We start from the raw sequence: 26167 nt of genomic DNA on the forward strand, positions 1-26167 counted from the left end.
GGCTCTTCTACCAGTTCTGGTTCTTTTGTTGGCGTTGGCGTTGGCGTCGGCGTCGGCGTTGGCGTTGTCGGCGTTGGCGTTGGCGTTGGCGGCACAGGATTCTTAAAGTTCAATAGTACATTTCTTTGCACATCCAATACATTGACTGCCACCGCACCTAAATCTTGAACATCATCGACATACCTCACTGACGAAGTGATGAACACGTCGTTGACAGATTGACGCATCATAAATTGGAGTCCAATATCTACATCCGAAGCCGTATTATCATAATCGCCGTTTGCGACTGTAATCGTGATCGTCCTACTGTCAAGTCCTACATTAGTGTATGTTGATTCAACTACAGTCGCGTTTGGATATCTAGCCTTCGTAGCACTATCAAGCTGGACTGATGGTAAAATAACCGTTCCGTCATAGTTCTTTTCTGTTGCTTTATAGGATACCGATGCAACCAGGTTATCATTCGCATCAAATGATAATTGCTGATCAAATACATCCACATCCGATTCTGTATACGTTGGCCCTATAGGATTTAAACTGAGGTAGTAATTAAACAAATCCTCTCCCGCTTGTGTTGGCGGATAATGTTCATTGTACCAGTGTTCCAAAGTCGCTCCATTCGTGTAATGCCAAATGGCATATTGCGTAGCCCAAAGTGCCATGTTATCGTCCAAACCTGTAATACCAGTGGTCGCTTCTAATTCTGCAACACTTTTCATCGGAAAACTATTGAGCAGAACCGCTCTTAGCATATCCCCATTAATCACCTTTCCTTTAATGAGGTAGTTGTTAATTTCTTTAAGTGGTGAATAGAACTCTTCACCGGTACGATAACCGGGAAGATATTTCGTAAATGGATAATTTCTCGACTTATCAAAGCAATAAGCTAAAATGCCAGCAGGAAGACCTGTTCCGTTCGGCCTTCGTTCATAAACTCCGTTATTATATTCAGCTAAAACAAGGATAGGGTACATTCGCACATCAGGAAACCAATGATCTACGACCTCAAACTTCTCAACAACTGTAGGAGCTGCTTGGATAACTTGAAATGGGGTTGAACCTAGCAGAATAATCAGAAATACGGCTAGCTTCACTTTTATGTTACTCATTTGACATCTCTCCCTTCTATGATCATAGCAAATAACAGAACACACTCGAGTGTGTTCTGTTATTTGCTATATCGGTTATCGATGTCGTATTTTGAATATTTTTATCGAATATAGTCTACAATCAATGGTTTGATATGGATTCCGCCTTTTTCGTTATTTCAAAAAAATCCAATCCCATATGAAATGAATACAGGGATCATCTTCTGACAGTTCAGTGTTGTTTTTATTTGCTATAAATTATTTTTCTGATAGCGTAAACAGAAAGGTAGTAAGATTCTGCAAGTTCTTGAATCGAATTACCTGAAGTATATGCTTGTATTATTTCTCTATTTCGCCTATCAATCTCTTTCCGAAAACCAGAGAGTTCTCCCCAATTTTTATGATGATCTTTTATTGCAGGAATGTAGATGTATTCACCTTGTACAAAATCTTGCAATTTTTCAATCAATTCTTTTGGAAGAATATCATTAGCGTTGACATACCTCATGTAGACTCACTCCTCGAATAAATGTAATATCTCAAGTAGCAAAGCCAGCATGATTGGTGATGCTATTATTCCATGCAATTATCACCAAATATCTGTCTTTGCATGGAATTGAACATGAGTTACTGTGAAGTTTTGAGACATAACCCATTCTCCTCTGTTGAAGAATTTTTATTTATATTTGCTTATTGTGCCCGTAGAGTTGACCGCATGCTGCATCAATCTCCGTTCCGAATTGAGTTCGTACAGTGATTTTAATTCCCTTTGACTTTAAGATACTGACAAACTTTTGAACTCGATCTTTGTCTGATCGATGAAAGCTTTCAGGCGTTACGTCGGTTGAATTGTAGGGGATCAAATTGACGTGATATAAATGTTCCCAAGGACCTCTGTGCTTTAATAAGGCAGCAATGGCTTCCGCATGCTCATTTGAATCGTTTTCCCCTCGAAGTAATATATACGCAATATATACTTTTCTACCTGTATCACGAATATGCTGATCCAACTTGTTTAACACATCATTAAGCGGAAATCGATTGTTAATGGGCATTAGTTCACTCCGCTGGTCGTCGAACGGAGAGTGTAGTGAAAAGGTCAGGTTAACTTGTGGAAATTCCTTTGCCAGACGATCGATACCCGGCAAAATTCCGATGGTGGAAACAGTAATTCTTCGGTGCCCTAAACCAAAGATACGTGGATCTGTTAGAATCTTAAGCGTGTCGAAGATATTAGGATTGGCAAGTGCCTCTCCCATACCCATAAATGATACACTATCCAAGGTTTGACCATTTAAATGAAAGTACAACAACTGATCGGTAATTTCATCCGCGGTTAGATTCCGTTTCAATCCGATTGTACCTGTAGCACAGAAGCTACAACCATATCCGCATCCGCATTGGCTTGAAATGCAGTATGATTTCCAGCCTCGCTCATAGCTTAGTTGAACTGCTTCTATACGTTCACCACCCTCAATAGCAAAAAGCACTTTACTGACTTGATTGGATGTCTTTTGTATAACAGGTGTTAAGTTTAAAACGTGTTCGCCAAGGTTCTTAATTAATTCTTGTCTTATCCTCTTGGGTAGTATGGTCATTCGCTCATATTCACCAATTCTTTGCTTGAAGATCGCATCCGCAATTTGTTGGAACCGATATGCTGGTTGTTTCATTTCAGTTAATATATGTTGAATCATTTCGTATTTCGAAGTTAATTTCATGTTTTTTCTCCTCTTACGCCGGAGAAAATGCCTTAAGCAACCATAAAAGGTGCATAAAATCTACATTAACCAACTAATTAAAACAAACCAAGATTGTAGCTAGATTCGCTACGTGCATCTATCAATAGATGGAAAATGCTCCGGCATCCGTTTAGTTTGATCGTGAACCATGCCAACGGACAATGAACAGTTCACATGAATATTTACAACTTCAAACATTTATTTCAACCTCCTAATTTACAAAAGCAAAAGTTAGATTGGTCACATGGATTAAAGACATATACAAAATCCTTCATGAAAAAATAAAGGGCTACAAGAAAGTTACCCTTCTTGTAGCCCAAATAGATACACTAGTCCATAGCAGTTAACGGGACTAGCAATGTATATACTTTGAGTAAAGAGAATAAGTAACTTTCATGCTTAAAAAGAATAAAACAGCTAAAGTTTTATCTTTTGTAAATAAGCAAGAAATATTACATTATTCACTTCAACTCCTGTCCATAATTTAGTTAGCATTCTAGCATAATTACACTTCTGTTTCAACCCAGTATACTCCTTGAATCCCCCTCATAAGACCGAATCTAGATTTGATTGGCGAACCTATTGCATTATTGCATCCAACCGATCTACTCAAGGATTTTCTCCTTACTGCTCCTTGAGGCAAACAATTCCCTGATGACATCCTCATCACCATATCCAAAGGGACATTCATCAGAAGGACGGTTAGCACTGTAATACCAACGGTACATATCATAGGAGTCCTCATATTTTGCGTATGCAGTTATATATTCTTCCGGCGCAAGCTCTGCAAGTCTTTCTGCAGTCAGCGTTTTCGAAGTATAAGTCCTCTTGATGCTTTCCATCATGATGCGGCGGGATGGCATCTGAACCCATCCCTCAGGATAACGCTCATTCACCCATTGATCGATATAGCGCAGAAATTCGGCACGGGCATCATCCCGGAGAAGTCCAAACCATGTGATTTCGTCATATCCCCAGGCAAAATGGCTTTCATGGTTCGGCACCCCACGAGCACGATCTCGACCGAAATTATCAAACTCTACGATAAAGGGCATCGAATCAGCCGCCCAGCCGCTTGGGGATACGCCTGGTGCACTGCGTGCGAACAAGCTGTCCAAGTATCCCTCTTCACAGATACATTCCATTGGCTTATTCAATACTTCCTTTAAGCGAATGGGAAAGCAATTATAGTCAAACAGACTAACACCGTCCACGCTGATTCCGTGAGTATGCGCATCACATAATACATAATGGCGGCGGGCATGCTGCTTAGCATAATCCCGGATCATACCTATCACTTCTTTAAAATACCGGAAGCCTTCATCCTCCGCACCGATCAAATGCACCTGTCCGAAATGAATGCCTTCAAACCCTGCACGGATATAAGAACAGGCTCTGTAGTAAATCCATAAACGGGATTCCAAACGGTTAATGTCCTCTACCGAGGAGTCCTTCCCCCATTGATGGATATACCTGCCATTTTCAAAAACCATATTCTCATAGGAGAAATAACGGTCCTCCACATCAAGTCCAAAAGCTTCAAACACCCATGCGGGTACTTTCACGGAGTTTACGAAGCTTTTTTGAATACATTCGAATACGCAAGCTTGTAATATAAAATCCGGATCCACCTCATGTGCGCGGTCGGCCCGTTCCTTCGCAATCCGGAAATGCCGTTCATCATCCGTGCTGTCCCATACATAGGAAGCTCGTCCGATAAACTTTGCACCCTCGTTCTTTAGCATTCGAATATCGTCCTCAAAGGTTGCCGAAGCCAGACTGTTATCCTCGCCAATGCCGCAATGTGTTACTGCACGTGACAGATAATGATTTAAAACTTCTCTTGATATATTTCCGTCAAAAAAGAAATCCATATGATACAACTCCATTTCCTCACAGATTTATTTATACATATTCTGTCATTCTCATGAGGTCGGCTTCCAATATCCTTGGCTATTTTTTCTCTCATACACCTTTCGATTCTGCATTTTTAATTTCCTTCTTTATCATCAACTAATCGAGTTGTAATAAAGCCATTCAAAAAATAGTTGAAACTAAAAGGAGCCGGTTTGGTATCCGGCAGCTTAGAGCTATCAAATGACGGGAAGGCGATGAAGTTCTATGAGCTAATGGATTTTAATATCCCGCTCTCGCCGGAAACAATTGCGAAATTGGTTCCAACATTAAGTGCCAAAGCTCAAATCAGTGATGAATAATAGGAGGTCTGTCCATGAATCCAAGTAGCGGAAGTTTATATGGTTATTTCGGAATGGCATTCGGATTCGGAATTCTCATTCTGGGGGTAATTGTTGCAATCGTAGTCACTATTCAGAAGTCCAAGACCAATCGTTTGGAAACCCAAAACGCAATGTCGACCAACTTGGAGGATGAGTTCCGCAAGTTAACGGGAAGCTTTTCCGTTATGCAGCACGAAATCAAGGACAGACAAGACAAATCATCTGAGGAATTGTCGCAAATTCGAACCCGCATCGAAAAAATTGAAAAGATTCTGAGTGAGGTAGATTAAATAGCGGAATAGCAACAAGAGGGGTTCAACTCCCCTCTTCACTATATCCGCCAATACACCTTAACTATTCGTATTTCCTGATCAACAGCGTGCAGCACTCCACCCTTATAAGCCAATATTGCTTTTTAGACCTTTGTAGCTTCCTGACTCAGGAAAGCCTTTTGTAACAATCGTCATAAACTTCTCAGAGAATCCATAAGCTGCAAGTTCCTGAATCGGAACCATCTCCACACCACTTATAGGATTACTATCCAACTCGTTCGATGGGAAGCATATTTCCCCACCTATTTTTTCTAGTAGAAACGTTATGTGTAGTAGTGAAGGCGAAGCATCCGGTTTATCGCATATGTATAATAACTTAGAAACTTTAGTGTTAAGTCCTGTCTCTTCTTCGATTTCTCTTGCAATTGCATCTTCAAGTGTCTCGCCTTGTTCAACTCTGCCTCCCGGCAAAGACCATTCTCGGTCAGACGTTACGTTCTGTTTGACCAATAAGATTTTACCATCCTCAACCAAAATCCCTGTTACTCTAACCTGCAAAAGATTACTCATAACTACTCTCCTCCCAATGTAATATTCGTACTTCCCTTCTGTCCCTTGATCATTTTATGCAATCATAGTCATAATACCATACCAAAAAAGCCGCTTTGTCAGCGACTTATTCCGATAGCATTAACTGGTCTCTATCGATATTTTTTTGTCTCGATTTTCGGAAGAAAGAGGAAGACAGCCCTCATGAAATGCCAAGGCTGTCTTCGCAGATAGGTATGTTATTTCATTAACAATTATGCTTTAATAACTTCAACCTTTTTATCTCCTGCTGTCTTCGCCAACTCTAACGAAGTCTGGTTCTGGGTATAGACTGTGCTGCCTGTCACCAAAATAGACACGACTAGCGCTGTGCTGAGGGCTGTGGCAATCACTTTTCTATTGCTATTGACCATGACCATACCTCCACTATCTATTCTTTAATAATAAGTTGCTCAAGCTATCTGATGATTGTATTATAACGCACGGATAGTGGTTGTAAAAGGTTTTTTTTCCTTAAACAGGGTTTGAGTGAACAGCGTGATTAAAAATCTGTCGGCCGTTGGCAATGTATTACTTCAAGGTCTCTAATTCCATCTTCTCAATTATTAGAATCAGGGCGCCGCGGATTGACCGTGCCAAAGATATGATAAGGTGTTATCCCATTTGCAAATAGGTTATCTATCAACTTGACCAATTCTTCCGACGATAGATCTTTGCCGTTGCGTATCCAAAGGCGAAACATAGATATTAATGTTGATAAGTAAAACTCAATTATGTATGGTGCTAAGACATCATTTGTTGGAAAGTCCACAATCAATCTCTCAAAGGGAATTTCTCTTTTTAGGCGTTCAACAAAATGAACAGAACCATAGTCACCCAAGAGGGCTTTAAGAATTGAAATTTCCTCTGCATTTTCCAAGCATTGAAGTGCATCTTGGAAAGTATGTGTAGAAAACTCTCTGCCTGCCATTTCCTCGTTAATGGATTTCATGATACGCTCTTCAACGTAGTCCAACAACTCATAGATATCGGTAAAGTATTGATAAAATGTACTGCGATTATATCCTGATTGGTTGGCAATTTCTTGAATGGATATTTTTTCGATTGGTTTTTGGCTATATAAATCACAGAATACATTTACAAATGTTTGCCTTGTCTTGTCCGTAATTTCAGGTTGCTTTTTCATTTTTTGCCTCCATTTTATGCTCAATCGATTATACGACAGATATTAAAAATCTGATGGTTGATGACCATATAGTGAATCTATACAATGACATTATACAACACGTTGTTTGATCATCAACAAGGATTTATATATATTTTTTTGGGAGGCTAATATGAGAATTTTATTCTTCGGTAGAGGTGTAATATCGACCCAATATGCTTGGGCTTTTGAAAAGGCAGGGCATACAGTTGAGTTTTACGTTAGAAAAGGGAGAAAAGAAACCTTCGGAAGCAATATAGAGCTTGAAATGTGGGACGCACGAAGAGGGAAACAACTCATAAAAGAAAGCTGGAACGTCAAACTGCATGAGGAACTGAGCCCGAATTACGATCTCATTATTGTGAGTGTCAACACGGAACAGCTTCCAGCAGCAGCCCAATTACTATCGACTGCTGTTGGAAACACCCCTGTCCTAATATTCAATAATGTTTGGCAAGATTTGAAATCATCGATCTCACCATTGTCTATGAACAATGTTGTCTTTGGGTTCCCAGGAGGAGGAGGAGGCATCGCGGACAATAGGCTTAGAGGTGGCTTTTTGAAAATGCTATTTCTGGAAAAACCACGGGGAGGCACTGAACACATTAACAACAAGGTCAAAGAACTATTTGAAAGTGCCCATTTTAAAATTAGTTGGATAAAGAATATGCAAAACTGGCTATGGGGTCACTTTGCCATGAATGCGGCTATAGAGACCGAGGTGTTAAAACTGGGAAGTTTTCCAGCACTCATGAATCATAGTGACTCATTCGCAAATGTTGGTAAGAATATGAGGGAAATTATCCCTGTACTTAAAGCAAGAGGCGCAAAGATTGATACGATTTCTCTATTGTTGACTAAGATTCCACCGGCACTTCTCGGCACGCTTTTTAACAAGGTTATTTTTGCAAAGGGCAGCTTACCACGACTTTTCATGGAATACAACAATAGTAAAGCAGGTTTTGCGGTACTTGAAGTTGTGAGAGAAGCAAAGAAATTAGGCATACCTTTACCGCGTCTTACTGGGACATTTGAAAACACTGAACATCACAAAGCTATTGAAAATTCCATATCATAGAAATTTGCAGGATTTGATTATCGTGGCAAGCACCCGCCCGTATCACAGCGTTAATACCATCAGGTAAATGTGGCTCCAAAACACTACTCCCTAACCAACAACACACAACACTCCACATGGCTTGAGTGGAGATCGCAGACATTTGATGTAGTGGTGTACGTTTCTGCTATTCTATTCAATTGTGCCACAGCTCGTTTCAATGCGATGATGAACCAGCATGGAGTAGAGGTGATTTATACCACCTCAAATATAGTTAGGAGACAAGTTTGTCCCAATAACTCAATCTGCCTTCAGAATCAAAACATGTAGCTTGAGCAATACAAAAAGTAAGTGTAATTCGCAAATGACCTAATGCTACTTTAGACGAGATATAAAAAGAGTTGTAGGAATATCCCACAACTCTAAAATGATTGAATATGTGGTCTACGTGTCATTTTGAGCATTGTTGTTGCGAATGCCAATATCACGAATCAAAATGGTTCCTTCATTTGTTTTATCAAACACAAAGCTAAATTTGCTTAATTGTTCGGGTTGAAAATTTGGATTGTTCTTTTTAAATTCAATTAATTGGAATGCAAAGTTCTGAAACACTGGCTCCTTGGTTGGCGTTAGAGATGAGAATGGAAATTTAACGATGTTTCCAGCGAACATGGGAAGTAGATAGGATTCACTGCTAAGGGATAAGGTTGCTATATTGCCGCGCTTGTCCTCGGCTGTTAGAGTCAGGTCAATAAGTGAATCTTGATCTGCGAGCTCCTGTTTCTCATTCACATCCGCCATAGCAAAAACAATGGAGCTGTTATCACCTATAACCATTTGTTGAGCTGGTAAAATAACCGTATACGATGGAGTATCAGTATCCGTCATGTGGGCCCATCCGAGCTTTACTGCGCTATACATGTCAGACCCAAATTTCATCTCTACTTTTTCCTCTTTCCACAACTTTAAGTTTTCTCCGATTAGTCGACCACCTGAAAGTGTTGTCGTACCTGGATCAATATCTTCTTCAAAGTTGCTTATTAAGATTGTTTGTGAATCCATATAATTGCTAATATACATCGTATTTGGTAGCCAATCACGGGCATAGCCAATATCCTGGAAGACTGATCGATAATCATTATTATCTTTAAGTGTTGCATCCAAGAAGGCTGAAATCAATACCTTTGCTGCTTCCATTTGCTCCTCCTGAGTGATGAGCTGCTTCGTATTATAAAGCTTGTTGTTAAGCCCTATACTGTCATTCTTTCCCCATATTGTGTTGAACTGACCATGATTCATTCCATACAAATACACAGATGCTTTAAAATAATCGCTTCCTTCCGTAAAGCCGATTCGATTATATTGGTTTAGCGTACTAAATGATCTGACGTCCATATCGTGAGATCCGTGTAAAGCTAAGTAGTTCAAATCCTTTAGAGATGTGGTTTGGCCTGCCGGTTTATACTGTCCGTCTGTACCAGCGATAGAGATGATGGTACGGATACTGAAATGATAGTCAAATTTAACATTTCCGTCCTCTGGATAGGCTGTCATCTGATTGAACGCTGCAGCTGCCGTTATCGCTTCTCCACCGCGAGAATGTCCGATTAACGCAATTCGGCTCATGTCGACTTTCCCATTGAATGGATTGTCCTTTGTCTCGTTCCACGCCTCCCACACTTTCAAATGCTTGAGCATCAGCCAACCTCTTGCTGGATTTTCATTTTTGAGCGATTGGAGGAAGAGGAGATCATCAAATGGAGATGAATTGAGAAAATTCTCGTCTATCGATGCAAATATGTAACCACGACTCGCAAGCAGCTTGCCTAAATAGTCATATCCCTTATCTGAATAATCCGTTGCGATATGATTACCGTGAACAGCAATGATCAAAGGAAAGGGACCCTCACCATCTGGATACCAGACTTGCCCATTTAAAGGCATTTGGTCTGAACCGAAACCAAATGTTTTTTTGCGAAGAGCTGACCAGTTATCAACAAATGCAGAACCATCTACTGATTTCGTCACAAGGGATGTGCTTTGATTAAATTCTTTTCTGTAGTTATTAGCACTGCCATAGGTCAATGAGTTGATCTCATAAGTACCTTGCAACGCTGGGTTTGTCATTGTTGTAAAATAGCGGTCTGCTGATTTCATATCTTGCAATCGAAATGGGCTTGCGAGTTCAGAAGTACCGTTACCAATAAGCCAATACCCAATGATGACAATAAAGAGCATTGAAATGGCAGCTAATATCACTGCTACTGTTCTAGAAATAAGCCTTGCCCCGCGATAAACACCTGACTTCCATCGGTATATTAGCTCCTAATACGGAAAGTGCGGCAATGATCGCCATAGCTATAATTAATCCAACCTGCAACATACCGATAAAGCAGAGTATTAATATGAAAAAGGATACAAGTGCTAACCATATGTAATTTGTCGGAAAACGTTTTGAGAGATGGAATGCCCCAGCCAATATACCAGTAATGCCTACTATTACAATTAAGGATATTGATGTACCAGTTAGAACATCGACGTACCCACGTGACTCCATAAAAAAGTAACTCTGAATGAAGAACATTATTATTGCAAAAATGGTTATTGCAATAGAAGCACCTTTCCACCCTGGAGTAAGTATTAAAAATCGATTTTTAATTTTGCTGAATCTTTGTTTAATTGGCGTTTCTTTTATTTCATGTTGTATCATATTGCCACCCTATTTATAGTTTTTAACTATAATATAACACACTAGCGCTGCATAACCTTCGAAGATAACTGCAAGTGTAACTATTAATACAAAACAATAAGCCCAAGCAGTAACAGCTTGAGCTTACTTATCTTAATATTATCGGTAAATGCGGCTTTACTTTACTCCCTTACGAGCGACACACAACACTCCACATGTGTCGAGTTGATAGGGAGTACAGACGGCATTAATTATATGAATGGCATTTGCTCACTAAAGGAGCGGCTAAGATAAAGCCGCTCCTTTATTTCATACTCAGGTCCTTCTTAGCTCTTATTTTTGGGTATCTAATGCGAATAAAGATGCGCCATAGCCGTTTACAGTTATAGTACAACTATTAGACTTAAATAACGTTGTGAAAATTTTGATCACAGTGTTTTTTTCTGTACCGTTACTACCCAGCAGTGCAAAAATACAAGCCAAAAGGTGAGCAGATTGCATTTCTTGAAAAAACCATGTCCAGTGCTGGGAGATGCGATATATATAGTTTGTAATCGGATTTTTCTGATCATTCTGATGGGGTAGATGAGGGTTTTATTATTGACAAAATATAGAGAAGGGTCTACAGTATCTTTACTGACCAGAAATATTTTTACAGTCAATAAAAATAAAAAAGGAGCAGTTCCAATGCCAAAGATCATCAGCGAACATGAACGAGCCAAAACAAAAAACGCAATTTTTGAAAACACAAGAAAACTTATTTGCACGAACAATGGAATTAAAAATATTACAGTGGATGATATTGTTAAACTTGTGGGTATGGGGAAAGGTTCATTTTACTCTTATTATAATTCTAAAGAGGAATGTTTATACGATGTAATCAAGAAATGGGAAACAGCTTTGTTTGAGCAGTTTGAAACAATAATGAAAACGGAAATGATGCAACGTGAAAAAATCACAATGTTTATTAGGGAAAGGTATCTTTCTGAGGACAGTATTAGTAGATATGTAAGTCCAACAGATATGGAAATCCTTTTACGAAAACTCCCCCCTGAATTTAGTGAAGCAGAAAATGAAAAATCGAAAAATAATATGGCAGATTCCATGAAAATGTTCAATATTAATATAGTTCAAATGGAGGTATTGGGTGCATTATTGGATTGTGTTGGTAATCTCAATAACAATACATCTATTTCAATACAGGGAAAAAACGAAGCTATTGATACACTTATTATAGCAATCGTGGACTACATAGAAGAAAGCGAGGGGAAATAAAATGAAGTCGAAAAATATCGCGATATCTTTTGTCATCCTAACGATAGGAATCACTTGGATACTTTGGTGGGGAATTGTAATAGCAAATCAGTATGGATACTTAACTTATGGAACACCTTTGATGCTGGTTCTCTATATGATTGGTGGAAATACAATACCGATTATCGCCATTATATTATTGCTTAAATTAAAGGAGATGACCGGAAAAGAACTGATCCGCAAAATTTTTGGATTCAAACAACCTATACGGTTCTATATTTTTATTATAATAGCAGCTGTTGTATCCTATGTAATACCTATTGTGATGGATACTTCAACAATTACAGCTCCTCTATATATTGCCCTGCTATGCTTCCAATAATGATTGTAGGCGGTGGATTGGAGGAAGTTGGTTGGCGACTGATTTTGCAGCCCAATCTTGAAAAAAAGATGAACTTTACCTTTGCGACACTGCTAACGGGAGTCGTTTGGGCTATATGGCATTTACCCTTATTTTTCATGAAAGGAACTAATCAATATACATGGAACTTTTTTGCGTTTGCCATAACAGTAATTGGTTTATCTTTCATACTGGCAGCTATCTACAAAATTAGTGGGAGTATTTGGCTTTGCATTCTGTTTCACGCAATCTGGAACGCTCTAGGCGAAAGTATAACGACGGAAAGTAATGTGTTATCCTCTTTGGTCACAACTATTGTGATGATAGCAGTTTCTTATTTGGTAATATCATTGTCTAAAAGAAACAGGAAATTGGAAGCCGTGGCTATGATTAACCATCAGTTAAAATAGAATGACGAAGTAAGCAATGATAGAATAAGGTCAAAGAGTTGGGAAGGGAGGAAAAAGGCCTGATCACAGTAATAAGAGAAGGCTCTGAAGAAATCCCATCCAGCCTTCTTATCGGATTCATGCTCAATTGTAGTGTGAATCGACTTATCGATCGAATTGAAATTAAGGTAGACTGAAGCCCAAGAATCTTTTATAGATTCTCGGCTCCTTCTGCTTATTCTTTACTACTTACTATCAACGAATAGCACTCCACATGTGAGGTCTTCCTGTCCATTTATTTTCTTAAGCGAATCTGTCACTTCTCTTTTCTTTCCATCAATATTACACTCTCCACATGACTCGTCTGCGGGAACATATCCACCGGCTGCACCCACTCGATCTCGTACCCGCCATCCAGCAGCACCTTGCAGTCTTTCGCGAGGGTAGACGGATTGCAGGACACGTACACCATCTTCTTCGGTTTGGTCCGTAGCACCGTTTCCAGGAAGCGTGGATCGAGCCCTGTACGCGGCGGGTCGGCGACGACAACGTCCGGCTTCATACCTTCCTTCACCCAGCGCGGCAGCAGCTCTTCGGCTTGTCCTACATGGAAACTTGCGTTATCGCGTCCGTTACGTACAGCATTGGCTTTTGCATCCTCCACCGCTTCAGGAATCGTCTCGATGCCGCGCACTTCCTTCGCATAAGGCGCAAGCCACAGACCGATCGTACCGGTTCCACAATAAGCATCGATGACGGTTTCCTTCCCCGTCAATCCAGCCGCCCCGCGAACCGACTCATACAGCTTGACGGTCTGCTGTGGATTTAGCTGGAAGAACGCCCTTGGAGATAAGGAGAACTGCAGATCACTCAACGATTCTTGCATGCTGTCGCTCCCCCACAGAGTCATCGTCCGCTCGCCGAAAATCAGCGAGGTCTTCTTCGGGTTGATATTCAAAGAGATTCCACTCAAATTCGGCAGACTCAAGCGCAACAGACGGACAAGCTCATCCTCCGTGGCAGCTTGCTCCCCGCCGCGACCAAAGTCACTTGCAGCTCCTGAGACTGGAAACCATGCCGCACCACAATCGTTCTTACGCCATCCTTCTGTCCATTCTCTTTGTGAAGGGGAATCCGCAGCTCCTCCAGTACAGACTTCACGCGTTCCACCGCTTCATTCACCTGCGGATGCTGAATAGGACAGCCGCTAATATCAACGATGGTATGACTGTCTGCTTCATATAGTCCGGCAATGACCTCGTGGCCTTTGCGCTTCAATTGAAGCTGTGCCTTATTGCGGTAATCCCAAGGATGTTCCATTCCGAGAATCGGCTTGAACTTGATGTCGTCCCGTCCCGCGTATCGGCTGAACGCCTCACGCACTATATCCGTCTTGGCCTGTAATTGGCTTCGTACGAGATGTGCTGAATCTGGCAGCCGCCGCAGATACCGAACACCGGGCAGGGCGGCTCAATCCGGTAACGCGAGCGCTTCTCCACTTCCAGCAGCCGTGCCTTGATGAACTTGGCCTGGACCTCCTTCACCTCAGCTTTGACCACCTCATCGGTGATCGCTCCATCGATGAACACCGCCTTGCGGCGGTAATAGCCGACGCCCTCTCCGTTAATACCCAGCCGTTTGATTGTGACGACGATAACGTCACCTGCTTGAAGCTCGTCGGCGTTCTCCCGCTTGGAAGAGGTACGTGCTACTTGCTTGTCCCATGTATGTTTAGCCGAGGCCTTGGAATGAGGCTGCGACGATTTCTTATATCCTGTGTTCTTTCCGTATGCCGCTCTAGATTTAGACTTCGTTCCCTCACCGGAACGCCGTTGTTCGCTCATGTTATTAACGACTCCATCCTTAAAAAGTATCGTGTTCAATATACCATGACCGAACCGTGAATGCGAACAACTTAGCCAGCATCATGCGAGAAAAAACCCGCATCCAGCTCACGATCCAAACCGTGAAACCAGAGACGGGTTCATTCCATCTTATTGTCATAGAGTTGAGGTGTTGGTCACACGATCATTAAAAGATCTGCCGGTTCTGCTCGTCACCGATGCCTGACTTTCGGAAGAAATACGTATTAATGATGTCCCTCCATTCTTTCGAATGGTCAGCTTGATGAAGAAGCCGCTTCAAGACAGTATCATAACGATCCGGCTCTACCAATCCTTCCAGTTGAATCCAGCGCTCCACAAGGGACTCCGCCCCCACCGCACCTTCAAAGTGGGAATCGTAAATATGCTGAATAACGGTTTTACCTGATTTCAGCTGATGCGTATACGGCACATGGTGGAAGAAGAGCAGGAGATCGTCCGGACAGGTGTAAAGCGATTCATAACGTGCCGCATTCTCCGGGAAGTACTGGCCTGTGTAGCCCGTACCGTCCTTGAGCGTACGATTGACTCCCATCCCGTGCAGGTCGGCAAAATGATACGTGCCCCACACCGAATACTCATAACCGTCCACGTTCGGTCCGTAATGGTGGCCTGGATTCACCATCCAGCCCACGCCGAGCGGAGCCGTATAATTCTCGTAAATACGCCAGGAATCCGTAAGCATGGAGTTGATAAGCTCCATGACTAAGGGATGACTGCCGAAAGTCTGCTTCACCCATTCCTCCGTGATCTGCGTTTCCTCGGTATCCGGATTCCAAGCCAGTCGCCCGTATCCGTACAGATTCGCCTGTGCCAGTGCATGGCCCGTCCAATTCCGATCGTCCCCGACGTTGATTACAGCCGCAATCCCGCTATGAGAATACTCATACAACTCGCCGGAAGCGACCTTCTTCACCTCGGAACCGCTACCGCTGGCGTACGTGTCGAAATCCAATATCTCTTTCCACTGCGGAACGAGATAACATAAATGCCGCTGCTGGCCCGTGTATTCCTGCGTAATCTGAAGCTCCAGCATCTGATTCGTATCCGGCATCGCGCCGAACAAGGGCGATACGGCCTCTCTCACTTGAAAATCCATCGGGCCGTTCTTGATCTGCAGGATCACATTCTCCCGGAACTGCCCATCGAGCGGTTTGAAGTGGTCATACGCCGCACGTGCCCGGTCAGTCGTCCGGTCCCGCCAATCCTGCATGCAGTTATAGACGAAGCATCTCCAGATCACGATGCCGCCGTAAGGAGCCAGCGCTTCTGCCAACATGTTCGAGCCGTCGGCATGGGTGCGGTTGTACGTAAAAGGACCGGGTCGATGCTCGGAGTCCGCTTTCACCACGATTCCGCCAAAGTCGGGAACCTGACCGTATATCTCCGCTGCCGTCCTGCTCCACCACTCCCGTACATCACGATCAAGCGGATCAGCCGTTGCAAGGCCACCAAGCTGCATCGGGCTGGCATAGTTCACGCTGAGGAACAGCCTGATTCCATAGGCTCTGAAGATGCCTGCAATCCGGGCGACCTTCGGCAATTCCGCCGCCGTAATGAGTCTGGTCTCTACTTCATGAACATTGACGTTGTTAATGGAAATTCCGTTGATCCCTACGGAAGCCATCAGCCGTGCATAATCCCGAATCCGTCCATCCTCTTCGACAAAACCGTTGTCTTGGAAGAAGATCGACTTCCCTGCATATCCCCGCTCGATAGAACCATCCATGTTATCCCAATGATTCATCATGCGCAGTCGATTCCGCGGCCGCTCAGTCACATCCAGCGATGAAATGGAATCCCCGGACTGCAGCAGTCGAAGCAGGTGAAACGTTCCATGCAATAAGCCCTTGTCGCTATAGCCAACGATATAGAGAATATCCTGCTCGCCTCGCGTGAGACGCTTTAGGCTATACCCTTCATCGCCCAGCGATTCCAACAGGCCGCTTGCGGTGAACTCGTCGGGCAAAGTGGATGCCCGGGCCGCGCTTACAAGACGGACCGCGGATGTTAACGCTATGTCTTCATCTTTATAGTCCACCACAGGAACTCTTCCAGTCATTTTGCCTATAGCGTAGCGCAACTCATGAATCGCCGAAGTGATACAGTCAGAGGACTCGGATACCGAGATTCTCGATAGACACGGGACTTCTTCTAATGAGAGCTTTCGATCGTAGCGCAGCCAACACGGATCGGCCTCCGAATACGGCAACGTGAACATAAATGGATCCAAGATTTAAGCCATCTCCCTCATAGGTTGGGGCAAACATGGGTACCGAATATTCTATATAAAATAGTGCGGGTATTTCTCACGCAGAATATCCTGCTCCACGACGACAAGCCGCAGGTGATCCTCCATCACTTGTCTTGCCTGCTCCGCTTCTTGATTGACAATCATCTGATACAACTCTTTATGCTGCGAGATAATATTTCCCCAGTTCGAGTCTTTCGACAGACGCAGCAACCTTAACCGATTAAAGTGGATGTTCAGTTGTTGCAGCATCTTCCAGGTTCTCTCCTTGCGCGTACCCTCGAACAAGATCTGATGAAATTCCTCATCCAGCTCAAATAGTTTATGGAAATTGTGATTCACCGCACATATATCTTGCAGGGCAATATTGGTTTCCAGTCGGAAGCGGTACTCTTCCGGAAATTGCGTGCAAGCGAGCGAGACAATCTCTTTCTCGATCTTCTCCCGAATGAAGCGGCCTTCCTCGACATGCCTTAGATTAATTCGCGACACGATCGTCCCGCTCTGCGGGATAATGTCCAGCAATTCCTCCTCCGCCAGCTTCATGAAAGCCTCTCGCACGGGCGTGCGGCTAACGTTCAGTTCATCCGCGATTTCCTTTTCCGAAATTTTCGTGCCCGGCTCCAGCTCTAGATGGAATATCCGTTCCTTCAATAACTGATAGGAATATTCCCGGGTAGAGCCTTTAATCTTTTGCTCCGTTGACATATATCGTTACCTCTTTCTCCTATACTCTTTGATCTCTATAATACCTGAATCCGCGGCTCGGAAGAAATATAATGCACCGGCACGTCGGGAAAAGCCGCTTGCAGTTTCTTGGCGACAAGCGCCATGCCGGGATCCTCACTGGCGGCGTGACCAAGTAAGAGTAAAGATTGGCGGCGGCCCAGCGACACCGCATCGTGAATATATTCCGATGTCTCCCACTCTGGTCCTTCGCCTGCGATGAGCAGGTCGAGCTTCTGCTCGCGCAGCAGCGGTATAGCATGGGCGCCACCGCCCCGATACCCGACCGTTACGCCGATTCTGCTGCAGCGAGAGTCCAGATCTCCGACGAAACGCACGTAAGGCAGGTCCAGCGCTCGTCTGACATGATTGATGATATCCCGCAGCGATCTCTCCTCGGGAAGCGCCACCGTAGCTGCCGTAGCAAGAGGATACATGGCTTCATTCTCCCATCCGAGCGTGGCCACTAAACCACGGGTGATGATATCCGGCACGTAACGGTGGGGAGCATCGTGGAAACGATAGATGGACAGCTTGCCGGACTGAATGCAGTCTAATTTTTCCCGATAGACCGGGTTCAGCTCATGTTCCTCATCCTCTGCCGTCTCATGATGGCTGTAGAATACGCCTTCGTGCGTAATCATCAGGTTCGCGCCGAGTTGAAGCGCCTGCTGAATGGCAGCATAACTAGCCAGCCACATGACGGCGATTCCCTGCACTTCATCCGCTGGAGTACCGCTGATCAATCGGTCAACCGTCGATTCAGGCAAACATATGGATTCGGTTAAATGAGCCATGACATCCTGTACCGTAATATTCAATGGGGTGCAGCCTCCGTTCTCTACGTACCACCGCTTAATGAACAACAGGCTGCCTTTTCTTAGCGAAAGGCAGCCTGTTAATACGACAGTTATTTCTGCTCTTTATAAGTTTTATATGTTTTATTGGCGATGTCCAAGTATTGGTCAACGCCTTGGCTCTGCAGCTCTGCAATAAACTTATCATATTCTGCTAAATCACGGTCGCCCAGAATGAACTTGAACGTATTCTGGTCCGTATAATCTTTCAGCGGTGTACTCAGCAAGGTTACCCGCTCGCGTTCTTCCACCGTGTATGGGATTGGCGGCTCAGGTTTGACCACGGTCTTCACTTCCTGCATGTTCTTCTGGAATACCTGCTCCTCTTCGCTAAACATCGATTGCAGCAGTTCCGTCGTTCCGCCGTATGCAAACACACCGCCCGAGAAACCGTTCTCGATGCGAAGATCCTTCGTTCCCGCCGGATTCAATCCATTGTAATTGATGTCGTCCATGAGTTTGCGCACGCCATTCTCTTTCGTGAAGGTCACGCCTTCAACCCCCCATTTCGCAAACTCCTGGCCTTCATCGCTATAGTAGAGCCAGTCGATGAATTGCATGATGGCTTTGAAGTTCGGGCTTTCTTTCACTTTGGACGTAATCATGACACCGTTCTCGAACCGTCCGCCTGACATCAATTGGCCGGCTGGACCGCCTGGAACCGTGATTTTACGGATGGCATAATTGTCTTTACCCAGCGTTTTGTCCATATCATTCCGATGCATAACGACGGTCTGGGAGTTCCCGTTAATGATGAAGGACTTACCCGATACGAATTTTTGCACGGCTTGGTCGTCATCCTGGGTAAAGCTTTCTTTGTCAAGAAGTCCTTCCGCTACAAGCTTATGGAAATACGCCAGCATCTCCTTGTATTCATCCGTGGTGGCCGTGTATACAAACTCGTCTTGATCCTCCTTATAAGTTAAGCCGCTGCCATAGCCCCATCCGCCCTTGGTGTTAAACCCGGTTGCAGCAACATTTAGTGTACTGTTGAACTTGAAGCGATCTGAGAACGGCGTGATATCCGGATATTCTGCCTTCAACTGCTTCATCGCCGTGTACAGCTCATCCCAAGTCGTTGGAATCGCAATGTTGTGCTTCTCGAAAATATCGGTCCGAACGATCAGCGTATAGTCGGGCCATATTGCCTCGTGCAATCCCGGCAGCACATAATATTTCTTGTCTTCTTGACGGAGGCCTTCCAGTTCGCTCTCCATATCCCATTTCTCGATCTTATCCTTGAAGTTCGGCATCAGATCAATATAATCGCTAACCGGCAAAATGGCGCCTGATGCGACGAACGCTGATTCTTCTCCTGGATATGTCTTCGGAATAATGAGCGGTGCTTCGCCAGAGCTGATCAACAAGCTGCGCTTCTGGCTATAGTCGCTCATCGGTACGATGGTCGGTTTTAACGTTACGTTCGTGATTTCCTGCAGCTTGGTAAACAGCATCCAATCCTTATTGAAGGGATAAGCAGGATTATCGTTGTACAGGATCGTGAGATCAAACGGCTCAGTCGCCTTGAATGTATCGCCTACTCCATAGGAAGCCATAGCGGCATCATCATTAATCTCTGACTTATTTCCGCCATTATTACTGTTACATGCCGCCAATACGACAATCATTAACGATAACAAGAAAGCTTTACCGATCAATGGACGAGAATTGCTCAACATATCTCATTTCCCCCTAATTCATTTTTCTGATTACTGACTGCTTACTGTTTGACGGAGCCAAGCATAATGCCCGTAACGAAATACCGCTGCACGAACGGATAGATCGTTAGAATCGGCAGGATCGTGAGCACCATGGTTACCGATTTGATATTGGCCGAGATCTGGGTCAGATTATCCGCCGAAGTCGCTCCAGCAGACGTAACGCCCGTTGCCCCGGCAATCATATTCCGCAAATAGATCGTAACCGGGAACAATTCTTTCTGATCCAGGTAGAGGAACGCTGGAAACCAGGAATTCCAGTGTCCGACAGCATAGAAGAGCACCATCGTGGCGATCACCGCTTTACTAAGCGGAAGCACGATCCGAAATAGCATGCCATACGTATTCAGTCCATCAATGGCTGCTGCTTCCTCCAGTTCTTCGGGCATATTCTCGAAAAATGATTTCATGATCAGCATATTGTAGATGCTAATGGCTCCCGGAATAACGATTGCCCAAATCGAGTTGCTGAATCCGAGGCTGCTGATTAACACGTAGTTTGGAATCAGGCCCCCGTTGAAGAACATCGTGAATACGGCGAACAGCGTCAGGAACTTGCGCCCCACCAAACGACGCTTGGATAATGCGTAAGCGAAGATCGTGGTCAGGAACATAGAGATCGCCGTCCCGACTATGCTGTAAACCACGGTATTTTTATAATTAGTCCAGAACATCATGTCCTTAGTTACCGTACGGTACGTATCCAGATTGAATCCTCGCGGAATCAGATTGACCTTGCCCGAATTAATGTAGGACTCGCTGCTGAAGGACTGGGCCACTACGTTCAGGAAGGGGTACAGCGTAATGAAGACGACAAACAGCAGAATGATAACGTTGCATACTTTGAATACTTTATAGGATATTGACTCCCTCATATGTCCTCCCCCTTACCATAAGCTTCGCTCCGTCAAGCGGCGGGAAACCGCATTTACGGTAACTACCAAGATGAGCCCGATGATGGACTCAAACAGTCCGATCGCAGTAGCATAACTAAAGTTGTTCGATACAAGGCCGACCCGGTACAGATACGTCGAGATAACATCGGCCGTCTGATAGATCAGCGGGTTGTACAGCAGCAAGATTTTCTCAAATCCGACCGCAAGGAAGGCCCCCATATTCAGAATAAGCAGCGTCACAATCGTTGGCAGGATGCCCGGGATCGTAACGAATAATGTCTGCTTCCAGCGATTTGCCCCGTCAATTCTTGCCGCCTCGTACAAGGACTCATCAATGGTGGTCAGCGCCGCAAGGTATAGAATGGCACCCCAGCCCATCCCCTGCCATATTTCCGAGGAAATATAGATCGTTCGGAACCATTCGGCTTTTTGCATGAAATTGATTCGTTCCCCATTAAAGAAATCGACCAGGGAATTAATCGAGCCGTTGACTGAAGTCAATTGCAGAATCATTCCGGCCACGATAACAATCGACAGGAAATGCGGCAGATATGAAGCAGTCTGCACGAACTTCTTGAACCGCTTGTTCTTCACCTCATTCAATAGCAGTGCAAAGATAATCGGGATCGGGAACGTGAAGAGCAGCGATAATGCGCCGAGTAGCAGTGTATTGGTGAATACGTTCCAGAACGCCGGATCATGGATAAACATCTTAAAGTAATGCAGTCCAACCCATCTCTCACCGTAAATATTGCCACCCGGCATGAAACGTCTAAACGCAATCACATTCCCGACCATCGGACCGTACTTAAAGATCAACAGATAGATAATCGGCAATACTAACAGGGAATACAGCTGCCAATCTTTCCGGATTAGCGTTGCTACCGTCTTCAGCTTGGATCTCTTAACCTCTCGAGATGTCTCAAAAGGCTCGTTTGCAAGTTTCGGCTCCAATGTCGTAATCACTCCAATCCGTAAGGCCTCTATAGAAACCGCTTTCAAATATGTGATTCGAAAATAATATTCTATGGAAATCCCGTCAGCAACAAACTCCTATTCTCTACATCAGCTTCTTATCACGCGTCCCTCCTCTACTGTTAAGCGCTTTCATTCATGCGGATAAAATTAGACTTCCTGAGAATTCACTGACAGATCGAACGGAGGTATCACGCCTCTTCATGGTTATGTAGGAAATCATAATTTGTATACTAGTATAACTAGTATGGTAGTTGGGTTTATTGTAAAGGACGCATTGGATAATTTCAATACATTTTTTAGAAATAAATTGGGGCATGAATAAAGAGAGCCTCCTTTCTCGCGTCTGTCATAGCTCAACGCCTACCCACAAACGAGAAAAGAGACTCCCATCCTTATAAAACCATAATCAAGACTGGATCGGCGGCGCAGATGCCGATTGTTGTCTGGATATTAGGAACAATACGACCCAAATTAGAAGAAATCCGAGTAATTGGGGTCCAGTAACCATCTGCTGGAAGACGATCCAATTGATCAGCACGCCGACCATTGGGAAACTCAACTCGGCCAACGTGGCCACGGAAGCCTTGGTTGTGGTCAAGCCTTTATAATAGACCAGCAAGCTTAGCAGCCCCGGCAAGAGCGCTTGGCCAATCAGATTCAAGGACACGAGGGCAAATTCACCCGTGCCGAAGCTCGGCATATTCCAAGCTGCTCCTTCGGTCCAGGTAATGATGGTCAATAGCGGCAGCGCAAGCACAAATCGCAAGGAGGTGACGGTCTCATATTTCAGCTTGCCGACCATCAGGCGCCCCATGACCGTAGAGCCGCCCCATAGCGCCGCCGCCCCCAGTGACAAGAGGCTGCCGACTTGGATAAATTCATTCCAATGCCCGATCGGCAACGTAAAGCCGAAGGTTAGCATATACGTACCTGCAAGGGCTACAACCAGCAATTTTCCAAAGTGACGCGGCAGTTTCTCCTTCAAGAGCAGGCTCGCCAGAATGATGGCAAAGAGCGGCTGCAGCTTCTGCAGCAACAGCACTGCGTTGAGATTCCCGCTTGACAGTCCCATCGTAAATAGTACGGTGGCCAGGGCGGAACCGCCCCATGAAATGAACAGCAGCGCACCGACATGCCGCCAGCCAAGCCCCCTTAATTCCAATCGGTTCTTCCACAGAACCGGAATCGCGATGAGCGCGATGATGATATGCTCCAGAAGCACAATTTGCGCGGAACTTAAGTTCTTAAGGAGGATGACCCTGAATAACGGGTCCGCGCCCCATAAGGCAGCACCGAGCACAACAAGCCAAAATCCTCCTCGTGCACGCCGTTTTGCCTCTGCATCAGCATTGTAGGACCCGACTTGAGTCCCGGTATTAACATTACCCATCTTGCTCTCCCCTTGTCTTGAATACGGAGGTCTTACTAGCAGAAAGCCCCCGCCAATCGACGAAAGTCGATGTGTACGGGGGCTGATCAAATAAGCTTGCATGGGATGCACAAAAATCGCGCGCCAAGACAAACTCATTCTTGATCTTCTCCCATCCGGACTTTACCGTCGGCCTTGGAATTGCACCAAGTCAGTCGCTAGGTTCGCTTCAATCGCAAACTTAGCGAGTCGCGGGCTGAGCCTCATCTCATTCAAGATAGAAGCATCACCGCCGGTCAGGAATTTCACCTTACCCCGAAGATCCATATTCATGTTTTATTTTTAAAAGAAAAATATACCGATAATTCCAATAAACTTAGTAGTAATATTGAAATTATAGCATGAATTGTTTCATGTAAATACATCTTTTTTCACAATATACGAAATAAATTTAAGTTACAATGGTAAATTCACCTGTATGAGCATTTCACACTGATAATTATATAGCAAGTATTATTTTGTTACCACAATAAATGATTGGTATTTCTCGTTACACAACAAAAGCCGTGACTCTAACAGTCAACGGCTTCATTCAATGACTCCATAATGCCTCATGGTACCGAGGATGAGGATGATGATCGCCCGCACAAAGGTGTATGCCCAAAAAACAAGAAATCCCTTGATCAACCACTCCACGATCCACTCGATTTTTTTGCTGGAGTTGTACCTTCGTCTCGGCTTTAGCAGCCACATCAGCCTCTGGGTATCGTATAAATGCTTGTATTCACCTGAGGTCTTTCATGTTTTTCATTCGTTTGTACATCGGCTTCGCTTTTAGTCTCCATCTCATAAGCCCCTCACCCATAGAACATTGACCCATCATCGTAATTCGATCTTATCATACTCCTGGGATATTTCACCATAATAAATAAAAAGCGCGCTGCGGATATATCCACAACGCGCCTCAGCTTCCTCTTACCTATTCTGCGCGGTAACGATCATATGCGGCTTGATACACTTCCATGTACCGATCAAGTCCCATCTTGTTCAGCGTGTTCACATACTCATCCCATTGGCTGAAGGACGCGGAACCGTTGACGAATTTGGCTTCCATCTCCGTTACATAATCCTGAATATCCTTACCGATGGAGGACATAATGTCGGTCTCTTCAATCGTATAGTTGAAGTTATACAGGATTTCCTTGACCGCATTCGGTTCAGCTTTCTCGGCAGCCGCCATCGCTGTAGGAAGCGTCTCCGAACCTTTGAACCACTGCTCGCGTACGAGTCCCGGGTAGCTGCCGCCAAGCCAGGTGAAGTATTTCGCCATCGCCTGATCCTGAGTCAGCCCGTCAGCGTTCTCCGTTATTTCCTTCACGTATTCCAGTTGACCTTCCGCGTTCTTGTTATATGTCTCGCCTTCCTTGCCCATGAAGTAGAACTGTGCACCTTCATCACCGTAGAAGTGGTCCATCCAGCGGATAGTCGCTTCCGGATTCTGATTCTTATCCGTCATCGCGAATGCGCCTACGTGTACGAGCGGAACTTTGACATGAGAATACAATTGATCGCCATGTGGCCCCTTTAAGGCGCCAAGACCGATATATTCTTTACGGCCCATAACCGTCTCCGGATTCGGCACAACCGTCGATCCGAGCAAGCCTTCCTGACCCTTGGCATTCAGCGCGCCGCCCTCGATTGTAAAGATTTCTTTATCGAGCAGTCCCTCAGCATACAACTTGTTGATGAACTCAAGCATCTCCTTGTACTTCGGATCTGCCTTCGTGAAGCGAAGTTTGCCTGAAGCAGGATCAACGTCTACAAATTTGTGGCCGAGACCGCTGGTTCCAAGTCCCCAGGATCCTTTCAGGTGATCGATGATGCCCGTAATTCCCGTTGCGCCATATGGGATTTCATCGTTCTTTCCGTTTCCGTTCAGGTCCGTCTCCTTCACTGCTTTCAAATACGCATAGAACTCATCGGTGGTTTGAGGCTCCTCCATCCCAAGCTCCGTGAGCCAATCCTGATTAATCCAGAGCGGCGTTCCAATCAGCATGGACAGCAGCGCCGGATCATAGAAGGATGGCAGGGAGTAAATATTGCCGTCCGGCATCGTCAAGCCTTTCTTAATATCCGGGTACTCCTCCATCAGCTTCTTAATGTTTGGTGCATGCTTGTCAATTAGATCATTCAGCGGAATGAATACCCCCTGCTCTCCATAACGAGTCAATTCCGCAGAACTTACGCGAGCAGAATAGAAGACATCCGGATAATCACCGCCGGCCAAGGCCAAGTTTCGCTTCTCCGTCAAGGTTTCGAACGGGATCAGATTCCAAGTCACGTTCACGTTGGACATCTCCTGATAGGTTTTCCAGACGAGCGTATTCTCGAACTTGCTGCCGTTCGTAGGGGATTTACCTGTGAAGAAGGTCAGGTCGATTGGTTCTTTCACAATCGGGAAGCCTGTTTCGTTAAGGTTCGATTGCGCTGCTTCGCTGCCTTCTCCCGTGCTTCCCTCGTTATTTCCTCCACCGCTGCAACCTGCAAGCAATCCTGCCGCAAGCACCGCCGTAAGTGTTAGTGTCGTCCATTTTTTCAACGTCATCAA

At 44.6% G+C, this 26167-nt stretch carries 22 protein-coding genes, 1 pseudogene and 1 riboswitch; of the genes and pseudogenes, 5 read left to right on the forward strand and 18 right to left on the reverse strand.

Annotated features, from left to right (window positions below; all coding sequences use genetic code 11):
- From JCM10914_RS29415 to JCM10914_RS24010, 4 genes are all read right to left on the reverse strand, one after another.
- Positions 1-1109 (reverse strand): thioester domain-containing protein (locus JCM10914_RS29415; RefSeq protein ID WP_036719913.1); only part of this gene is annotated, 1109 nt, incomplete at its 3' end.
- 223 nt (positions 1110-1332) lie between these two features.
- Positions 1333-1596, reverse strand: coding sequence for a CD3324 family protein (locus JCM10914_RS24000; RefSeq protein ID WP_036719916.1), 264 nt, complete (start codon positions 1594-1596; stop codon positions 1333-1335).
- A gap of 172 nt (positions 1597-1768) precedes the next feature.
- Entirely contained in the window at positions 1769-2809 is a 1041-nt protein-coding gene (locus JCM10914_RS24005) for a Cfr family 23S rRNA (adenine(2503)-C(8))-methyltransferase (RefSeq protein WP_023965698.1), read from the reverse strand.
- Positions 2810-3435: 626 nt separating this feature from the next.
- Positions 3436-4704, reverse strand: a complete 1269-nt coding sequence (locus JCM10914_RS24010; protein WP_023965700.1) for a hypothetical protein — start codon at positions 4702-4704, stop codon at positions 3436-3438.
- Between the two features lie 356 nt (positions 4705-5060).
- Between JCM10914_RS24010 and JCM10914_RS24015 the strand changes: the two genes are divergently transcribed.
- Positions 5061-5357, forward strand: coding sequence for a hypothetical protein (locus tag JCM10914_RS24015; protein WP_023965702.1), 297 nt, complete (start codon positions 5061-5063; stop codon positions 5355-5357).
- Between the two features lie 105 nt (positions 5358-5462).
- On the opposite strand, the gene JCM10914_RS24020 is transcribed toward JCM10914_RS24015, so the two are convergent.
- The 3 genes from JCM10914_RS24020 to JCM10914_RS24025 all read right to left on the reverse strand — a co-directional run bounded on the left by JCM10914_RS24020 (position 5463) and on the right by JCM10914_RS24025 (position 7074).
- Positions 5463-5909, reverse strand: a complete 447-nt coding sequence (locus JCM10914_RS24020) for an NUDIX hydrolase (RefSeq protein ID WP_023965704.1) — start codon at positions 5907-5909, stop codon at positions 5463-5465.
- Positions 5910-6142: 233 nt separating this feature from the next.
- Positions 6143-6301 carry a hypothetical protein gene (locus tag JCM10914_RS29420; RefSeq protein WP_023965706.1) on the reverse strand — a complete coding sequence of 53 codons (159 nt, stop codon included), beginning with the start codon at positions 6299-6301 and terminating at the stop codon, positions 6143-6145.
- A 185-nt stretch (positions 6302-6486) separates the two neighbouring features.
- Positions 6487-7074, reverse strand: a complete 588-nt coding sequence (locus JCM10914_RS24025; RefSeq protein WP_023965708.1) for a TetR/AcrR family transcriptional regulator — start codon at positions 7072-7074, stop codon at positions 6487-6489.
- Positions 7075-7225: 151 nt separating this feature from the next.
- Here JCM10914_RS24025 and JCM10914_RS24030 point away from each other — a divergent pair, with 151 nt between their 5' ends.
- On the forward strand, positions 7226-8170 hold the full coding sequence (locus JCM10914_RS24030) for a ketopantoate reductase family protein (RefSeq protein ID WP_023965710.1): 945 nt from the start codon (positions 7226-7228) through the stop codon (positions 8168-8170).
- A gap of 423 nt (positions 8171-8593) precedes the next feature.
- On the opposite strand, the gene JCM10914_RS24035 is transcribed toward JCM10914_RS24030, so the two are convergent.
- Both JCM10914_RS24035 and JCM10914_RS29050 read right to left on the reverse strand, forming a co-directional pair.
- A complete protein-coding gene (locus JCM10914_RS24035) occupies positions 8594-10387 on the reverse strand; it encodes an alpha/beta hydrolase (protein ID WP_023965712.1) in 1794 nt (597 codons plus the stop codon).
- A 31-nt stretch (positions 10388-10418) separates the two neighbouring features.
- Positions 10419-10859: a hypothetical protein gene (locus tag JCM10914_RS29050; RefSeq protein ID WP_148300253.1), complete on the reverse strand. Its 441-nt coding sequence runs from the start codon at positions 10857-10859 to the stop codon at positions 10419-10421.
- 579 nt (positions 10860-11438) lie between these two features.
- Between JCM10914_RS29050 and JCM10914_RS24040 the strand changes: the two genes are divergently transcribed.
- Genes JCM10914_RS24040 through JCM10914_RS24050 form a run of 3 tightly spaced genes read left to right on the forward strand, consistent with a single transcriptional unit; the run spans position 11439 to position 12902 of the window.
- Entirely contained in the window at positions 11439-12113 is a 675-nt protein-coding gene (locus JCM10914_RS24040; RefSeq protein ID WP_158442479.1) for a TetR/AcrR family transcriptional regulator, read from the forward strand.
- Position 12114: 1 nt separating this feature from the next.
- Positions 12115-12474: a hypothetical protein gene (locus JCM10914_RS24045; RefSeq protein ID WP_052019912.1), complete on the forward strand. Its 360-nt coding sequence runs from the start codon at positions 12115-12117 to the stop codon at positions 12472-12474.
- 17 nt (positions 12475-12491) lie between these two features.
- Positions 12492-12902, forward strand: a complete 411-nt coding sequence (locus tag JCM10914_RS24050; protein ID WP_052019913.1) for a CPBP family intramembrane glutamic endopeptidase — start codon at positions 12492-12494, stop codon at positions 12900-12902.
- 295 nt (positions 12903-13197) lie between these two features.
- Here the strand turns inward: JCM10914_RS24050 and rlmD are convergent.
- The 9 genes and pseudogenes from rlmD to JCM10914_RS24095 form a co-directional block, all read right to left on the reverse strand.
- Positions 13198-14725, reverse strand: a pseudogene (gene rlmD / locus JCM10914_RS24055) (23S rRNA (uracil(1939)-C(5))-methyltransferase RlmD).
- A 187-nt stretch (positions 14726-14912) separates the two neighbouring features.
- Positions 14913-16985 carry an alpha-glucuronidase family glycosyl hydrolase gene (locus JCM10914_RS24060; RefSeq protein WP_081739888.1) on the reverse strand — a complete coding sequence of 691 codons (2073 nt, stop codon included), beginning with the start codon at positions 16983-16985 and terminating at the stop codon, positions 14913-14915.
- A gap of 63 nt (positions 16986-17048) precedes the next feature.
- Positions 17049-17723, reverse strand: a complete 675-nt coding sequence (locus JCM10914_RS24065; RefSeq protein WP_023965726.1) for a GntR family transcriptional regulator — start codon at positions 17721-17723, stop codon at positions 17049-17051.
- Positions 17724-17758: 35 nt separating this feature from the next.
- Entirely contained in the window at positions 17759-18562 is an 804-nt protein-coding gene (locus JCM10914_RS24070) for a Nif3-like dinuclear metal center hexameric protein (protein ID WP_023965728.1), read from the reverse strand.
- Between the two features lie 89 nt (positions 18563-18651).
- A complete protein-coding gene (locus JCM10914_RS24075) occupies positions 18652-20277 on the reverse strand; it encodes an extracellular solute-binding protein (protein WP_023965730.1) in 1626 nt (541 codons plus the stop codon).
- Positions 20278-20318: 41 nt separating this feature from the next.
- Positions 20319-21191, reverse strand: a complete 873-nt coding sequence (locus JCM10914_RS24080) for a carbohydrate ABC transporter permease (protein WP_023965732.1) — start codon at positions 21189-21191, stop codon at positions 20319-20321.
- Between the two features lie 12 nt (positions 21192-21203).
- A complete protein-coding gene (locus JCM10914_RS24085; RefSeq protein ID WP_023965734.1) occupies positions 21204-22166 on the reverse strand; it encodes a sugar ABC transporter permease in 963 nt (320 codons plus the stop codon).
- A 430-nt stretch (positions 22167-22596) separates the two neighbouring features.
- Positions 22597-23580 carry a DMT family transporter gene (locus tag JCM10914_RS24090; RefSeq protein ID WP_036719923.1) on the reverse strand — a complete coding sequence of 328 codons (984 nt, stop codon included), beginning with the start codon at positions 23578-23580 and terminating at the stop codon, positions 22597-22599.
- Between the two features lie 139 nt (positions 23581-23719).
- Positions 23720-23886: riboswitch (FMN riboswitch) on the reverse strand.
- 652 nt (positions 23887-24538) lie between these two features.
- Positions 24539-26164, reverse strand: a complete 1626-nt coding sequence (locus tag JCM10914_RS24095) for an extracellular solute-binding protein (protein ID WP_023965740.1) — start codon at positions 26162-26164, stop codon at positions 24539-24541.
- Positions 26165-26167: the final 3 nt, after the last annotated feature.

Origin of the sequence: Paenibacillus sp. JCM 10914 (assembly GCF_001315105.1) — a bacterium.
Taxonomy (GTDB): Bacteria; Bacillota; Bacilli; order Paenibacillales; family Paenibacillaceae; genus Paenibacillus_AQ.

Coding starts and splice junctions, on each gene's coding strand:
- JCM10914_RS24000 (WP_036719916.1), bottom strand. CDS start 1,596: ATGAGGTATGTCAACGCTAATGATATTCTTCCAAAAGAATTGATTGAA.
- JCM10914_RS24005 (WP_023965698.1), bottom strand. CDS start 2,809: ATGAAATTAACTTCGAAATACGAAATGATTCAACATATATTAACTGAA.
- JCM10914_RS24010 (WP_023965700.1), bottom strand. CDS start 4,704: ATGGATTTCTTTTTTGACGGAAATATATCAAGAGAAGTTTTAAATCAT.
- JCM10914_RS24015 (WP_023965702.1), top strand. CDS start 5,061: ATGAATCCAAGTAGCGGAAGTTTATATGGTTATTTCGGAATGGCATTC.
- JCM10914_RS24020 (WP_023965704.1), bottom strand. CDS start 5,909: ATGAGTAATCTTTTGCAGGTTAGAGTAACAGGGATTTTGGTTGAGGAT.
- JCM10914_RS29420 (WP_023965706.1), bottom strand. CDS start 6,301: ATGGTCAATAGCAATAGAAAAGTGATTGCCACAGCCCTCAGCACAGCG.
- JCM10914_RS24025 (WP_023965708.1), bottom strand. CDS start 7,074: ATGAAAAAGCAACCTGAAATTACGGACAAGACAAGGCAAACATTTGTA.
- JCM10914_RS24030 (WP_023965710.1), top strand. CDS start 7,226: ATGAGAATTTTATTCTTCGGTAGAGGTGTAATATCGACCCAATATGCT.
- JCM10914_RS24035 (WP_023965712.1), bottom strand. CDS start 10,387: ATGCTCTTTATTGTCATCATTGGGTATTGGCTTATTGGTAACGGTACT.
- JCM10914_RS29050 (WP_148300253.1), bottom strand. CDS start 10,859: ATGATACAACATGAAATAAAAGAAACGCCAATTAAACAAAGATTCAGC.
- JCM10914_RS24045 (WP_052019912.1), top strand. CDS start 12,115: ATGAAGTCGAAAAATATCGCGATATCTTTTGTCATCCTAACGATAGGA.
- JCM10914_RS24060 (WP_081739888.1), bottom strand. CDS start 16,985: ATGTTCACGTTGCCGTATTCGGAGGCCGATCCGTGTTGGCTGCGCTAC.
- JCM10914_RS24065 (WP_023965726.1), bottom strand. CDS start 17,723: ATGTCAACGGAGCAAAAGATTAAAGGCTCTACCCGGGAATATTCCTAT.
- JCM10914_RS24075 (WP_023965730.1), bottom strand. CDS start 20,277: ATGTTGAGCAATTCTCGTCCATTGATCGGTAAAGCTTTCTTGTTATCG.
- JCM10914_RS24080 (WP_023965732.1), bottom strand. CDS start 21,191: ATGAGGGAGTCAATATCCTATAAAGTATTCAAAGTATGCAACGTTATC.
- JCM10914_RS24090 (WP_036719923.1), bottom strand. CDS start 23,580: ATGGGTAATGTTAATACCGGGACTCAAGTCGGGTCCTACAATGCTGAT.
- JCM10914_RS24095 (WP_023965740.1), bottom strand. CDS start 26,164: ATGACGTTGAAAAAATGGACGACACTAACACTTACGGCGGTGCTTGCG.